12 protein-coding genes are annotated in these 15,404 nt (G+C 52.3%); 9 read left to right on the top strand and 3 right to left on the bottom strand.

What is annotated here, in order from left to right; translation table 11 throughout:
- Positions 1-22 precede the first annotated feature (22 nt).
- The 5 genes from J4377_RS08520 (at position 23) to J4377_RS08500 (ending at position 7,114) form a co-directional block, all read left to right on the top strand.
- Positions 23-1,228, top strand: coding sequence for a transglycosylase SLT domain-containing protein (locus tag J4377_RS08520; protein ID WP_253487901.1), 1,206 nt, complete (start codon positions 23-25; stop codon positions 1,226-1,228).
- A 165-nt stretch (positions 1,229-1,393) separates the two neighbouring features.
- Positions 1,394-3,274: an extracellular solute-binding protein gene (locus J4377_RS08515; protein WP_253487893.1), complete on the top strand. Its 1,881-nt coding sequence runs from the start codon at positions 1,394-1,396 to the stop codon at positions 3,272-3,274.
- A gap of 99 nt (positions 3,275-3,373) precedes the next feature.
- Entirely contained in the window at positions 3,374-4,447 is a 1,074-nt protein-coding gene (locus tag J4377_RS08510; RefSeq protein WP_095602882.1) for a microcin C ABC transporter permease YejB, read from the top strand.
- Between the two features lie 2 nt (positions 4,448-4,449).
- The gene (locus J4377_RS08505; RefSeq protein ID WP_095602881.1) at positions 4,450-5,523 is read left to right on the top strand and encodes an ABC transporter permease; all 1,074 of its coding nucleotides are present in this window, start codon (positions 4,450-4,452) and stop codon (positions 5,521-5,523) included.
- Positions 5,516-7,114 (top strand): ABC transporter ATP-binding protein, encoded by a 1,599-nt coding sequence (locus J4377_RS08500; protein ID WP_038484008.1) that lies wholly within the window; start codon positions 5,516-5,518, stop codon positions 7,112-7,114. Before J4377_RS08505 ends, J4377_RS08500 begins: the two co-directional genes overlap by 8 nt.
- Positions 7,115-7,285: 171 nt before the next feature.
- On the opposite strand, the gene J4377_RS08495 is transcribed toward J4377_RS08500, so the two are convergent.
- Positions 7,286-7,990 carry a pseudouridine synthase gene (locus J4377_RS08495; protein ID WP_038484005.1) on the bottom strand — a complete coding sequence of 235 codons (705 nt, stop codon included), beginning with the start codon at positions 7,988-7,990 and terminating at the stop codon, positions 7,286-7,288.
- Positions 7,990-8,805, bottom strand: coding sequence for an amidohydrolase (locus J4377_RS08490; protein ID WP_038484002.1), 816 nt, complete (start codon positions 8,803-8,805; stop codon positions 7,990-7,992). Before J4377_RS08490 ends, J4377_RS08495 begins: the two co-directional genes overlap by 1 nt.
- Positions 8,806-8,877: 72 nt before the next feature.
- On the opposite strand from J4377_RS08490, the gene rarD reads away from it, so the two are divergent.
- Positions 8,878-9,786: an EamA family transporter RarD gene (gene rarD / locus J4377_RS08485; protein WP_095602879.1), complete on the top strand. Its 909-nt coding sequence runs from the start codon at positions 8,878-8,880 to the stop codon at positions 9,784-9,786.
- Here rarD and J4377_RS08480 read toward each other — a convergent pair.
- Positions 9,757-11,412: a methyl-accepting chemotaxis protein gene (locus tag J4377_RS08480; RefSeq protein ID WP_095602878.1), complete on the bottom strand. Its 1,656-nt coding sequence runs from the start codon at positions 11,410-11,412 to the stop codon at positions 9,757-9,759. The two genes, rarD and J4377_RS08480, sit on opposite strands and share 30 nt — an antisense overlap.
- 229 nt (positions 11,413-11,641) lie before the next feature.
- Here J4377_RS08480 and J4377_RS08475 point away from each other — a divergent pair, with 229 nt between their 5' ends.
- From J4377_RS08475 to J4377_RS08465, 3 genes are all read left to right on the top strand, one after another.
- Positions 11,642-13,342 (top strand): SulP family inorganic anion transporter, encoded by a 1,701-nt coding sequence (locus tag J4377_RS08475; protein WP_120386988.1) that lies wholly within the window; start codon positions 11,642-11,644, stop codon positions 13,340-13,342.
- Between the two features lie 106 nt (positions 13,343-13,448).
- Positions 13,449-14,579 (top strand): ABC transporter permease, encoded by a 1,131-nt coding sequence (locus J4377_RS08470; protein WP_038483991.1) that lies wholly within the window; start codon positions 13,449-13,451, stop codon positions 14,577-14,579.
- The gene (locus J4377_RS08465; RefSeq protein ID WP_095603295.1) at positions 14,579-15,403 is read left to right on the top strand and encodes an ABC transporter ATP-binding protein; all 825 of its coding nucleotides are present in this window, start codon (positions 14,579-14,581) and stop codon (positions 15,401-15,403) included. The genes J4377_RS08470 and J4377_RS08465 overlap by 1 nt, the downstream gene beginning before the upstream one ends.
- The last annotated feature ends 1 nt before the right edge of the window (position 15,404 follow it).

The raw sequence follows: 15,404 nt of genomic DNA, 5'->3' as shown, positions 1-15,404 counted from the left end.
ATCGAGTAAAAACGAACCGACTATGACTTATCGAACGATTCGCCAGCGCTTATTACTAAGCGCTGGAAGCACTGTTATTGTGAGCCTATTTTTAGCCGCAGCGGCCAGCTCTCAAGCCTCTACTACCGAAGCATATCAACCTAACAGCGCCCTCAATGACGCGTCGGCTTCACCCGATTTCCGCCCCAATGCCTTTCAGCATCACTTCTGGGAAGCACTTGAGCTACAACCCCAAGATGCCTGGAGCACACTTCGTGACAGCTTCCAGTGGCAGGAAAAAAATCTCCCCGCCGATGCTCAAGCACGCGTTGACAAGTGGATAGAGTACTACCGTTCAAGCCCGCAAAATATTGCCGCCATCACGGAACGAGCAACCCCCTGGCTTGCCTGGATCACCCAGCAAGTGAGCGAGCGTGGCCTTCCTGGTGAGATCGCGCTGATTCCGTTTGTTGAAAGTTCTTTCGACCCCAGCGCCCGAAGCCATCGAGGAGCAGCTGGGCTTTGGCAGTTTATGCCGGGTACCGGAGATGCATTAGGCCTGGTTCGCAACAGCAACTACGATGGACGTTTAGACGTCGTGACGTCTACCGCAGCAGCGCTTGATTACCTGGAAATGCAGGCAGATGAATGGTACGAGGGTGACCTAATGCTCTCGCTGGCCGCTTACAACGCCGGTGCTGGTACTGTTAACCGTGCGCAACGCCAAGCTCAGGGCCAAGGCCTTGCAGGCGACTACTGGGAACTATCACTGCCCCACGAAACGATGCAGTACGTCCCCAAACTTAAAGCCATTGCGACGATCATCAATAATCCAGAACAGTACGGGGTCTCACTCCCTGACATTCATCCTGATCCCGCTTTTGCCAAAGTTCAGTTGGAGCAGCCAGTTAGCCTGGCACAGGCCTCTCAACTTCTGGATGTTAGTCAATCCGCGCTGGCCGAGCTAAACCCTGGCTTGCTGAATGGCAGCCTTGACCCACGTAGTGCACAGACGTTACTTGTGCCTGAAGAAGTCGACACTCAGGTGTTAGCTCAGCTTTCGCAATCAAACAGTACTTCGTTAGCATCGACCAGCACGCCAAGCGTTCACCGCGTTGAAAGTGGCGATAACCTATCAGTGATTGCGTCACGCTATAATGTCACTCAACAAGATTTGATCAGGTGGAATGCTATTGAACGCCCAGAGGCACTGAAGCCAGGTCAACTGCTGACGCTTTCAGGACGGTAATTTGGGGAATCTAACCAGGCTTTGTTAACTAGGTTTAAAACGCAGTCTTTATTAATCTTTCTTGGCCATATCTCAGTTACTATTAGCGCCGCTACTGTGACTCAGCAGTTGTGTCTAAGGTTCTAAGCTCGGTTTCTAAGCCTTCGTTGCTACAGGAAGTTACCAATGCCAAGCGGTGTGTTGTTTACCAAAGCACTTTTGTTAACCAGCGGCTTGCTGTTGAGCCTGTCGCTGTTGGCTTCTGAAAACGACGTCGAAAACAACACCTCTACCCCCGTTGAGACCGTGCACGGGCTATCTCTCTACAATAGCCCAGAGCTACCTCCCGATTTTGCCTACTTCCCCCATGTTAATCCGTCCGCCCCCAAGGGCGGAACGATTACCCATACTGCCGTGGGGGGCAGTTTCGACTCTACCAACCCGTTTATTATTCGTGGCACGCCTGTTACCGGTATTTCTAAAATTTATGACTCGCTGATGGCCAGCAATCCTGGCGAGCCCTTCAGTTTGTACGGACTGCTGGCAGAAGGCGTCCGCCTGGATCCGGAACGTCGGTGGATAGAGTTCGATTTGCGCCCAGAGGCTCGCTTTCAGGATGGGGAGCCGGTAACGGCCTATGATGTGGTGTTCTCACTGAACCTGCTGCGTGAACAAGGCAACCCCTTCTACAGCAGCTATTACGCCGGTGTCGAACGCGTTATCGCCTTAAACGATCATCAAGTGCGCTTTGAATTTAATGACACTGAGTCACGCGAGCTGCCACTGATTGTGGCCCAGTTACCCATCTTGCCTCGTCACTACTGGGAACCCCGCGACTTTACCTCTCCGACCCTGGATGCACACCCTGGGTCAGGTCCCTATCGCATTAGCGAGGTAGACCCTGGGCGGCGAATTGTCTATCAACGAGATGACAACTATTGGGGTAAGAACTTGCCCGTCAATGTGGGTCGTTACAACATCGACCGTGTTGTTTATGAGTACTACCGCGACCGCGATATTGCCTGGGAAGCCTTCAAAGCAGGCCTTACCGACTTCAGGACTGATGCACGTGCTGCCACTTGGGCGATTGGCTATGATAATTTTCCTGCCTACCAAGACGGCTTAATTAAGCGGATTACCGTGCCTGATGTTAACCCCTCCATGATGCAGGCGTTTGTCTTCAACTTACGCGAAGAAAAGTTTCAGGACCCAAGGGTTCGAGAAGCACTGAGCCTCACGTTTGATTTCCCCTGGCTCAACACTAATATTTTCTATGGCACCTATCGGCGCACGGAAAGCTTTTTTCAAAATTCTGAAATGGAAGCTACTGGAACGCCATCAGAAGAAGAACTTGCGCTACTCGAACCTTTTCGTGAGGCGTTGATGGACTCCCATCATTCAGAACGACTGTTCACTGACCCGCTGCCCATTGAACACCCCACAGAGCTGCGTGAACGCCTGCGGCTTGCGCTTGATCTGCTGCGCGACGCTGGCTACCGCGTAGAAGATGGTGTGTTGGTGCACGGTGAAACAGGCCGACCGCTTACCTTGGAAGTACTGCTCTACGACTCGGGCCTGGAGCGTGTTGTGCAACCCATGCTACGCAATATGGCACGTCTTGGGGTTCAAACGTCGCTACGCATTGTCGATATCAATCAATACCTTAATCGAGTTCGCAGCTACGATTACGACATGGTCATCAGCCACTTCCCCCAGTCTAACAATCCTGGCAATGAACAACGCGATTTTTGGACCAGTGCTGCCGCAGAGGCACCACAAAGTCGCAATCGCATGGCCCTTGCCCACCCAGCTGTCGATGCGCTAGTGGAGCAGCTGATTCGTGCTGATGACCGTGAAACGCTAGATACCATTACACAAGCGCTTGATCGCGTGCTGCGTTGGGGCTTTTATGTCATCCCTCACTATCATTCAGGCGAAACGCGGATTGCTGTGTGGGATAAATTTGGCTACCCAGAACCGTTTCCGGCTTATGCCATGGATTTAGACGCTTGGTGGGTAAACACCGATCGAGAAGCAGAACTACAACGCCGTCATCGACGCCGCTGATTTAGCCAACATAAATTCATCAAACATAAATTCATCAAACATAGTTATAACAGCTTAACGGCAATAACTTTTGGCCCCCAATTACTCATGGAGCGCGCTGTGGCACGTTATACCTTACGCCGACTGCTACTGATGATCCCGACCCTGTTCGGCATCATGCTGCTTAACTTCATGATTGTTCAGGCTGCCCCTGGGGGGCCCATTGACCAAATGTTGGCCCGCTTTGAGGGGGCCGACGCCATGGCAAGCACACGCCTGGATATGGGGGGCGCGGATGTACAAGTTAATGATGACTCTAGGGGCGCGCGTGGAATCGATCCACGCTTTATCGAGCAATTAGAACAGCAATTTGGCTTTGACAAACCCGCTCACGAGCGGTTTATCGGCATGATGGTGGACTATCTCACTTTCGATTTCGGCACCAGTTTTTTTCGTGATCGACCGGTGATTGAACTGATGATCGAGCGCCTGCCCGTGTCTATTTCGTTAGGCTTATGGACAACGCTGCTGGTCTATCTCATTTCTATTCCTTTAGGCATCAGCAAAGCGCTACGACACGGATCTCGCTTTGATGTCTGGACCTCAGGCCTAGTGATCGTAGGCTATGCCATCCCTGGTTTTTTGTTCGCCATTCTTCTTATTGTCGTGTTTGCTGGTGGCACTTACCTGGATTGGTTTCCTCTACGCGGTTTAACATCACCCGATTTCTCCGAGCTATCCGCTTGGGGCAAAATTAAAGACTACTTCTGGCATATCACCCTGCCGGTACTGGCTGCCGCGATTGGCAGTTTTGCCACCCTCACCATGCTGACCAAAAATAGCTTTTTGGATGAAATTCATAAGCAGTACGTACTGACAGCCCGGGCCAAAGGGGCCGACGAGCAGCGTATTTTATATGGCCATGTTTTCCGTAACGCCATGCTGATCATCATTGCTGGGTTGCCCTCTGCAATGATTGGTATTTTCTTTACCGGCGCACTGCTCATCGAGGTAATTTTCTCTTTGGATGGCCTCGGCTTATTAGGCTTTGAGGCAGTAATGCAGCGAGACTACCCCGTCATTTTCGGAACGCTATTTCTGTATACGGTGATCGGGCTGCTGCTAAAGCTAGTATCCGACTTGACCTATGTGTGGGTAGACCCACGCATTGATTTTGCGTCGAGGGAGTCATAAACATGACATTTATCAGCTCGCGTCTTTCGCCGATTACGCTGCGTCGCCTAGCAGCATTTAAAGCCAATCGCCGCGCCCGAGTATCGCTGTGGCTATTTGGCGTTCTGTTTATTGTCAGCCTATTTGCTGAACTCATCGCCAACGACAAGCCTCTCGTAATGAAATATGACGGGCAGTGGTATGTACCGCTACTGATCGATTATCCGGAAACCGAATTCGGTGGTTTCTTACCCACCCGTACCGATTACTTAGACCCCTTTGTCCAACAGCAAATTAGCGACCACGGTTGGGCGCTATGGCCGATGATTCCCTACTCCTATCAAACCCTCGATATGCAGATGACACGACCTTCGCCGGCACCGCCAGATAGGCGCCATTGGCTGGGCACCGATGATCAAGGGCGTGATGTATTAGCGCGAGTCATTTACGGGTTTCGACTATCGGTTGCCTTTGCCCTGGCGCTTACCGCAGGCTCCTTGGTACTGGGCGTGGTGGTGGGCGGTGTGCAGGGTTATTTTGGCGGCAAAGTAGACCTCATCGGACAGCGCATCACAGAAATCTGGTCGGGATTACCGGTGCTATTTCTGCTGATTATATTGGCCAGTTTTGTGCAGCCCGGTTTCTGGTGGCTACTTGGCATTATGCTGTTATTTTCTTGGCTGGGACTGGTTGATATCGTACGCGCCGAGTTTTTGCGTGCACGCAATCTCGAGTACGTGCGTGCGGCCAAGGCAATGGGACTCCCTTCTCGGCTGATTATGTGGCGCCATGTATTACCGAACGCGATGGTAGCCACCCTGACGTTTATCCCCTTCCTGTTCACTGGTGCCATTGGCACGCTCACCGCGCTGGACTTTTTAGGCTTTGGTCTGCCACCTGGCGCGCCTTCACTTGGTGAACTAGCGGCACAAGGCAAAAATAACCTGCATGCTCCATGGCTTGGCATCACCGCGTTTATGACGCTTGCCATTATGCTCTCACTACTGGTGTTTATTGGTGAAGGACTTCGGGATGCCTTCGACCCACGACATGTGAAGCAGCATCAGTCACCTGCCCAGGAAACCAAGCATGCCTAGTCACGCAAACAATGCCCAACCACTACTGCGCTTAAGCGAGTTTTCTGTTTCCTTCGATGGCAACGTCGTTGTCGATTCCCTCTCTCTTACTGTCAATGCGGGCGAAACGCTCGCTATCGTGGGGGAATCTGGCTCAGGCAAGTCGGTCTCTGCACTGGGCGCGATTAATTTACTGCCTGACAACGCTAAGGTAAGTGGTCAGCGCTGGTTAGAAGAGACCGACCTTAATCAACTAGGCAAACGTGATTGGAATGGTATACGCGGTAATCAGGTGGGGTTTATTTTCCAAGAGCCGATGACGTCGCTCAACCCGCTTCACCGCATTGGCAAGCAAATAGGCGAAACCCTTCGTTTACACCAGGGCCTTAGCGGGCAGGCTGCACGTACACGGGCCAAGGCACTGTTAGAACAAGTAAAACTACCGCGCCCTGATGAACTGCTTGACGCCTGGCCACATCAACTTTCTGGCGGCCAGCGCCAGCGGGTAATGATCGCCATGGCCATTGCCAATAATCCGGCACTGCTGATTGCGGATGAGCCAACGACGGCGCTCGATGTGACCGTTCAGCAAGAAATTTTAGCCCTGCTGAAAGAACTCCGCGATCATCACGGCATGGGCGTGCTGTTTATCAGTCACGACTTAAACTTGGTACGCCGCCACGCAGACCGTGTATGCGTCATGTATCAAGGGAAAATTCAGGAAACCGGTAGCGTTGCCGATGTATTTAATAATCCCCAAAGCGACTACACCAAAGCCCTTATTGCCGCCGAACCAGAAGGCCGGCCTGCTGAACCCGCCGATACCACGCCGCTTTTGACCACACGCCAGCTTAGCGTGAGCTTCAAGCGCCCGAGGACAGGACTTTTTCAGCGCCAACCACCCGCTTTTGAGGCCCTGAAAGCCACCGACTTAACGATCGCTCCTGGCGAAACGCTGGGCATTGTTGGCGAATCAGGCTCTGGAAAAACAACGCTGGCGTCAGCGGTTATGCGATTAGTCGCTAGCCAAGGTGAGGTGACACTGGGCAATGCCACGTTGAGCCAGCTCTCTGGCGACACGCTGCGACGCCAGCGCCATCGGCTACAAATGGTTTTTCAAGATCCTTACGGAGCACTTTCTCCACGCATGCCGGTATTTGATATTGTCAGTGAAGGCCTGCAGTTTCATTACCCTAACTTGACCAATGCAGAAGTCACCGAACGCGTGCATCGCACGCTGCGAGAAGTGGGTCTGCCGGAAAGTTGTGCTGCCCGTTACCCTCATGAGTTTTCGGGAGGACAGCGCCAGCGCATAGCGGTGGCTCGGGCAATTATCCTAGAACCTGAGCTACTGGTACTGGACGAACCAACCTCAGCGTTAGATCGGACCGTACAAAAACAGTTGGTCACGCTACTGCGCGAACTTCAGGCACGCCGCCAACTAAGCTACCTGTTTATCAGCCATGATCTTGCCGTGGTGCGCGCTATGGCCCACCGCATTATGGTGCTAAAAGATGGCGACGTAGTAGAACAAGGGGATTGCCTGGAAGTGCTCGCCGCGCCGCAGCATCCCTATACCAAAGCGTTGATAGAAGCTGCCCACTTGCACTAGCTACCTGGTAAACATAAACGTTTGTCTCGGCAACTTTTTCAAGTTGGTACGCATGAACGCAGAAGCAAGATAACGGTATAAATATTCGTTACTCAAAATAAAAACGCCCTGGCCTTGGCACGGGTGTGCTGACCGGGGCGTTCTATCCACTAGCAGTGACGCTAAGTGTTTTTAGAAGCTGGCAATTTCTTCAGGCGTTAGCTCCCGCCATTCACCAGGTGCTAGGTCATCTGGCAAGACCACATCACCAATCGAACGGCGATGAAGCGCATTGACGTGATTGCCTAGGGCTGCAAACATACGCTTCACTTGGTGATAGCGCCCTTCAGTAATGGTCAATTCCGCTTGCTGAGGAGTAATAAACCTCAGCACGGCAGGTTGCGTTGGCGTTTCTTCACCATCGAGTAGAAGTCCTTCCTCTACTTGGTTAATGGCCCACTCAGCGGCGCTACCTTCCATAGGCTCCGCCAACTCTGCAATGTATACCTTGGCACAGCGATGGCGCGGCGAGGTGACACGATGGGACCATTGGCCATCATCAGTGAGCAATAACAAGCCAGTGGTATCTACATCCAACCGCCCTACCGGCTGCAGTCGCTCTACTTTGGGTAGATCAATGAGGTCAATCACCCTTGGGTAGAGCCCACGGCGTGCAGTGCACTCTACTTCCAGCGGCTTATGCATCATCAGGTAACGCAACCCAACCAGCGCTAGCGTCTCACCGTTGAGCTTTACTTCGTCGTTCTGGGTGTCAACTTGGGTCGCCGACTGCTTGATGGGCTCGCCATTCAGGGTCACCTCGCCATTTTTTAACGCACGCTTTGCTAGACTGCGCGTCAATGGGGTTGTTTCACTCAAAAAGCGATCAAGGCGCATTATTGACCCACTCCTGGCAGAAGCGAAAAGCGGTCGGCATCTTGCCAGGCAGGAAATTTTTCTCGAAAAGCATCTAGGTCCGTTTTATTTAGCGTCCCCGTTTCAATAAACGGAGAGTTTGCAGGGTGGTCGATCAGCGGTTCCCCTTTGAAATCGACCAGCATGGAATCGCCGCTATAGGCGAGTCCTTTGGCATCGTCACCGACGCGGTTGACACCCACTACGTAAACTAAGTTTTCAACTGCACGCGCTTGTAAAAGCGTGCGCCATGGGTGACGCCGGGGTGCAGGCCAGTTCGCCACACACAGCGCGGCATCATACTCGAAATGTTCGCCCTCTGCTGGCTGCTGGCGCATCCAAACGGGAAACCTCAGGTCATAGCATACGCTCAATAGCAGCCTGAAACCTTTCAGTTCCACTATTTTCCGGCTGTTGCCCATACCATAGCGTTCATGCTCTCCGGCCATACGAAATAAATGGCGCTTATCGTAGTACTGCAAGTCGCCGCTGGGGGTAGCCCATACCATACGGTTGAAGTATTGCCCTTCATCGACAATTGCCACGCTGCCGGTCATTACACAGCCTCTCGCCTTGGCCTGCGTCTGTAACCAGGCAACGCTCTGACTCGCGTTCATGGGCTGGGCCATTTCCCGTGAGTTCATGGTGAAACCCGTAGCAAACATCTCTGGCAACACAATTAAATCGGTATCGCGGCTATCTAATTCGCCTAATAGCCGCTCAAGATGCGCATGGTTGGCCTGAGGATCTTCCCAGCGCAAATCGCACTGCACTAAGCTCGTTTTCAGTTGACTCATGCCATGTCTCCTTTGCATCAGTGTGTTCGTCAATTATGTGCTAGATTAGCATTTTTAATTAATGAGGCTGCTATGTTTCCACCCGCATCAAGGGACCCTGAAGCGGTCAAGGGCGTTATGTTCGGCTTAACGGCCTACACTATGTGGGGCTGCTTCCCACTATTTTTCGCTCTGTTTGATGGCATTCCCGCATTTGAAATCCTGATACATCGGATTTTGTGGTCGTGCCTTTTCCTGGTCGGGTTAATCAGCATACTGCGCCGATGGACGCCAGTGGTTAGCGCACTTGTTGAGCCCAAGCGCTTGGGGCGCGTACTCGCTTGCGCGTTACTGATTGCCTTTAATTGGGGTCTCTATATCTATGCTGTTGAAAGCAAGCAGGTGTTACAAGCCAGTTTAGGCTACTTTCTAACGCCGTTGGTAAACATTGCCTTGGGCGTGCTAGTGCTACGCGAAGTAATGGCTCGCCTCCAGCTGGTTGCCCTCGGTTTGGCAAGTTTAGCGATTGCAATCCAGTTCGTGATGCTGGGTGAACTGCCCTGGATCAGCCTGTTGCTAGCACTCAGCTTTGGTAGCTACGGATTATTTCGCAAGCAAGTGCCTCTTGATGGGCTTTCAGGCCTGTTTGTAGAGACGCTGTTGCTATTCCCACTAGCACTGATAGCGCTCACTTGGCTCAGTTGGCAGGGGGAGTCTCACTTTATTCATAATGTGCCGATGAGCACCCTGCTAATAATTAGCGGTGTGTTAACTGCCCTGCCCTTGATGGCCTTTGCTGGGGCTGCACGGCGCTTACGGCTGGCAACGCTAGGGTTTCTGATGTATATCAATCCCAGCATTCAGTTTTTGATTGCAATCATTATCTTTGGCGAGCCTCTAGGGCTCATCCAGTTAGCGACCTTTGTGATGATCTGGGCGAGCTTAGCGCTATATTCCTGGTCCTCTTGGCAATCACGTCCGCGCCAGAAGGTGGCTTCCTGAGGCTAGTTCTTCCACTGGTTTTTCAATCACCACTGCACTGGTGTCATTTGTCTTTTCAGGCTGGTAGCCCACGCGAAAGCCTCCCCAGTGCTTACCATTAATGTAAATGGGAACCGAAAGATCGTGCATGATTTCGCCAGTGTCACGCTTATAGGTTTGTAGCAGCAACGGTTTCTCATGGGCGCCGCAACGACTGCCCGTCGGATCATCAAAAATGCGTTTGCTGCGGCAATACTTAAGATCGTGATCGTAATCACCGATGGGCTCGCGGCTAACGGCTGAGTTATGGGTAGGCACATAGCCGTTGCGGTCACATGCAATGGCGTAACTCAACCCGTGCTCAGTAAGCAACGGTTCTTGCAAGCTGGGTAACTGTAAGTCCGTGAATGCATCAAAGCCTGTGTGGTAAAGCGGTGGCTGTGTCCCTGGCATGACCCTGTAATCAGGCTGGAACAGCGACGCTTCTGATAACTCACCGGAGGCAATGGCCTTTTCAAACAATTTACCAATACGGTTCGCCGCTTGACGAGCAACACTAAACACATGCTGATGACGCCCCTGTAAACGCTGCTGCGCCAGCTCGCCATCAACGCCTTCTGCAGCTTCCATTAACGCCCGAGCTTGCTGAGCTAAATCGCGCATATCGCGATTGCCCTCATCTACATCGTCTTCAAGCTGACGTAAGCTATCAGCAACTGTTTGGCTATGGACTTTAGTGCTTTCCATTGCTTCTGCGACGCTGGTGATTTCCTGCTCAACTTGATCGAACTGTTCTGTGATAGTGGCAAGACTACCGCCCACCTGCTGCATCCCTTGGGAACGCTCTCTGATACGGTTCATCAGCACTCCCATGGTACCAACAACACTTTGGCCACTCTGGTGCATATCTTTAACAAGCTCATCGACGCTTTGTGTCGCCGTTGACGTCTTCAGTGCTAGGTTGCGCACTTCGCCCGCGACAACCGCAAATCCTCGTCCATGCTCTCCCGCTCGAGCTGCCTCAATAGAAGCATTGAGTGATAGCAGGTGCGTTTGTTCTGCTATTCCCTCAATCATCGACGTCACATTGCGGACGCGCTCAATTTTGTCGTTTAGCGCCGATAGCATTTCCAGCGCCTGATCAGAGCGCTCGGAAACATCACTCATATCGCCAATAATATCAGCCAGCTCATCATGATTGTGATGACTTGCCTGACGAGCGCTCTCGGCAAGCGAAGCGACATGGGTAGCACTGGCACTCACTTGCATAATGGCAGCATTAATAGCGTTCATACTCGATGACGCGTCACTGGCCATGGCTTCCTGCTTAGTAAGGCGTTGCGCCATAAGATCAGCGTAATGAGAAACTTCTGCCGAGGCGATAGCAGTGCTACTTGCTCGGTTCATCAACCGATAGGCCATCGCGCGAAGCGCACCATAGTCGCGAATGGGCTTGAAACCGTGAATGGGTTTTGTCAAACGCGCTTGATCAGCTGAGTAAACCGACGTAATCGTTACGAGCATTAAACCTGCACCAGCCCCCGTCGCCAACAGCAGCGCGACATAGGGAAAAGCACCAGATTCAGTCATCATCCAAACAGAAACACCTAGCACTGCCAAGGGCACTAATAGCCGAAGTAGTCGCATGCGGGATACTCTTTTTTATTTGACGTTATTGAGCAGTCGATCAATAAAGAAGGAGCGATTAGCCACTTTTCAGTCAGCTTAACGGGTTATGCTAATGAATGAAGTAGCACTTTCGGGTCAGAACATGCTTTTGTTTGAAAGCAAAGGCCATCATTGCCCACGCAACACGTTAAACTGACGGACTCACCAATGGTTGAGTTTAAAAAAACGAAGCTGACACCAGGAGCTTATGTTCAAGCGCTATTTTCCTATTCTTACATGGCTGCCCCACTACCATAAGCGCCTGCTAGGTGCCGATATATTAGCGGGACTCATCGTAACCGTAATGGTGATTCCGCAGTCATTAGCCTATGCCCTACTTGCTGGCCTGCCTGCGGTAGTGGGCCTATATGCCAGTATTTTGCCGCAACTTCTATATACCTTTTTAGGCACCAGCCGCACCCTGGCCGTAGGGCCGGTGGCCATCATTGCATTAATGACGGGCGCTGCGCTCTCTTCTGTAGCAACGCCCGGCAGCCCCGACTATTTGCAAGCTGCACTGGTACTTTCATTACTTTCTGGCGGTATATTGGTGGCAATGGGTGCTCTTAAAATGGGCTTTTTTAGCAATTTTTTGAGCCATCCAGTTATCTCGGGCTTTTTAACCGCATCGGGCATTCTGATTGCCGTTAGTCAACTGGGAAGCCTAATGGGCATCTCCAGCAGTGGCTTTACGCTGGTAGAGCGTGTGGTAACGCTTTTTCCTAATCTCCCCACCTTTAACCCCTATACGCTTGTAATCGGTACTGGAACGCTGTTGTTTCTCGTTATGATGCGGCGTTTTGGTAAGCAGAGCCTTAGTGCTATTGGTTTGCCTAGAGCGCTCGCCGAGTTAATCACCAAGGCGGGTCCTGTCTTTGCGGTGGTTATTACCACGCTGGGTACTTGGCATTGGCAGTTGGCTGACCAAGGCGTTGCCATTGTCGGCGCTATTCCCAGTGGGCTACCTGCGCTAAGTTTTCCCTGGGGAGATACGTCACTATGGCGCGCCCTGTTCATCCCTGCGCTACTCATTAGTTTGGTGGGGTTCGTCGAGTCTGTTTCCATGGGGCAAATGTTGGCAGCGAAACGGCGCCAGCGTATCTCTCCTAACCAGGAACTGATTGGCTTAGGTGCCGCTAATCTAGCCGCTGGGTTTACCAGCGGCATGCCGGTCACCGGTGGCCTTTCGCGCACGGTCATCAACTATGATGCTGGGGCACAAACACCCGCGGCCGGAGCCTTTGCAGCACTGGGAATAGCCTTGGTAACGATGGCGTTTACTGGCTGGCTCTACTACCTGCCGATTGCTACGTTGGCCGCGACAATTACTGTGTCTATTTTAACCCTGGTCGATATCCCCATGTTGCGCCAAACGTGGCGCTATTCTCGCAGCGATTTCGCTGCGATGGCCGTCACCATTCTGCTAACCCTAATTGAAGGTATCGAAGCAGGCATCATCGGTGGCGTGAGTCTCTCTATCGCGTTATTTTTGTATCGCACCAGCCGCCCCCATAGCGCGTTGGTGGGCCGGGTTCCGGACACCGAGCATTTCCGCAATACCGAACGCCACGATGTTGAAACCGTCAGTAATGTGGCGCTACTGCGAATCGACGAAAGCCTCTATTTTGCGAATGCCCGTTACCTTGAGGATACCGTTTATAATTTAGTTGCCAGCTATCCTGAGCTGGAGCACGTCGTTCTGATCTGTTCAGCCGTTAATTTAATTGATGCATCAGCACTCGAGAGCCTGGATGCCATCAACGCCCGTTTAAAAGACTCCGATGTAAAACTTCACCTGTCAGAGGTGAAGGGCCCCGTTATGGATCAGCTCAAAAAGAGTGATTTTTTAGAAGCTCTGACTGGGCGCGTTTTTCTTAGCACTTATGCTGCATGGCGTGAATTTTCATAAGCATTATTTTTATAAGCTTAACGAAGCAGCTTTAACTAAGATTTGTTTGAATGCATCATAGACTTCTAAACAAGCGTATCAATACCAAGAGCGCAAAGGAGTGGGGATGCCAAGCGAGTGGATAGCGCGTGATGATCAAACAGTAACCCTTAAAGGCGAGTGGACGCTTGCCAATTATCGCCTTATCAAAGCGGCGCTTCAGCAAAGTGAAACTCAAACTGAGCCTGGCAAGCCAACAGATGCGACGGTTTCACTAGACGCAATAACTCGCCTTGATACCGCTGGCGCCATACTCATTGCGGAGTTGATTGGCGTTGAGAAAGCGCAGGCGGTGGCGGATTGGGCAGCAGAACTGCCGAAAGAGCAGCAGGCGTTGCTGGTGCGTATTGCCGAAGCCATGGAAGCGCCGCTGGACGTTGATCCTCCTTCCTATTCGCGCATTAGCCAAGCGCTTGCCAGCGTGGGTCAACACATGGTGGGGCTTTGGTCCCAGCAGCGCCAGCTGTTGGCCTTTATTGGTCTCGTCGTGGCCACCCTCTTCCATCTAACATTGCGGCCACGCCACTGGCGCTTAACGGCCACTGTGGCCCATATCCAGCAGAGTGGTCTTAATGCCGTCCCCATCGTCGCGCTACTCACCTTTATGGTGGGCGCCGTGGTGGCTTTCCTTGGCGCTACCGTTTTGCAGGATTTTGGCGCCACAATTTATACCATCGATCTTGTGGCGTTCTCATTTTTGAGAGAGTTCGGCGTTCTGCTTGCTGCGATCCTACTCGCGGGACGAACCGCCAGTGCCTTTACTGCCCAAATTGGCGCCATGAAATCCAATGAAGAGATAGATGCCCTGCAGGCTCAGGGGCTTGATCCTATCGAGCTTTTGGTGCTCCCACGGGTAATGGCGATGTTAATTAGCCTGCCCATGCTCGCCTTTGTAGGTATGCTCAGCGGCTTAGCGGGCGGCGCCATGGTCACCTCTCTGTCACTGGATATTTCACTTACCCAGTTTATGGCCACGCTGCAAAAAGATGTATCGGTGACACACTTTTTGGTAGGACTAAGCAAAGCCCCGGTGTTTGCCTTCGTGATCGCCGTGATCGGCTGCCTGGAAGGCTTTAAGGTCAGCGGTAGCGCGCAGTCGGTGGGAGAACACACCACCTCAAGTGTCGTTCAATCGATTTTTATGGTGATTCTAATTGATGCCGTCGCCGCGCTATTCTTTATGGAGATGGGCTGGTGATCAATTCAGATAAACCGACAGAGCAAAACGACTTACCGGTCATTAAGGTTCGAGGCTTGGTGAACCGCTTTGGTACTCATGTGGTGCACGAAAATTTAGATCTGACCCTTGAACGCGGGGAAATCCTCGGCGTTGTAGGTGGTTCTGGTACCGGCAAATCAGTGCTGTTACGCAGCATCGTCGGTTTGAAGCGCCCCAATGACGGCATGGTTGAAGTCCTAGGCACAACGCTTAACGAGCTTAACGAGGCACAGCGCAGTCAAATAGAGCGACGCTTTGGCGTGCTGTTTCAGCGCGGTGCGCTGTTCAGTTCGTTGAACCTGCAAGAGAATATTGCCCTACCGCTAATTGAACATGCCAGGCTACCCCGTGAAGACGCCGAGCATCTTGCCAGGGTCAAGTTATCGTTGGTCGGGCTTCCGCCACAGGCCGCGCTGCAGTTTCCTGAGTCGCTGTCTGGCGGCATGGTCAAGCGCGCCGCCCTTGCCCGTGCCTTAGCGCTTGATCCTGACATCCTGTTTCTTGATGAGCCCACGGCAGGGCTTGACCCTATTGGCGCGGCGGCCTTCGATCAGTTGCTGGTCACCCTTCGCGATGCGTTGGGGTTCAGCGTATTTCTGGTTACCCATGACCTGGATACGCTCTACGCTGCCTGCGATCGGGTCGCGGTACTCTCACAGAAACGTGTGCTGGTGGTGGATACCATCGATAAAGTGGCGGATACCGACGATGAATGGATTCAAGACTACTTTCACGGCCCGCGTGGTCGAGCCGCTCAGCGTGCTCATACCGCCTTTTCAAATAACGCAAACGTCCAGGAGTGAC

Origin of the sequence: Halomonas sp. XH26, from assembly GCF_024138895.1 — a bacterium.
GTDB lineage: Bacteria > Pseudomonadota > Gammaproteobacteria > Pseudomonadales > Halomonadaceae > Vreelandella > Vreelandella alkaliphila.
This window is presented reverse-complemented; position numbering and strand designations above follow the sequence as displayed.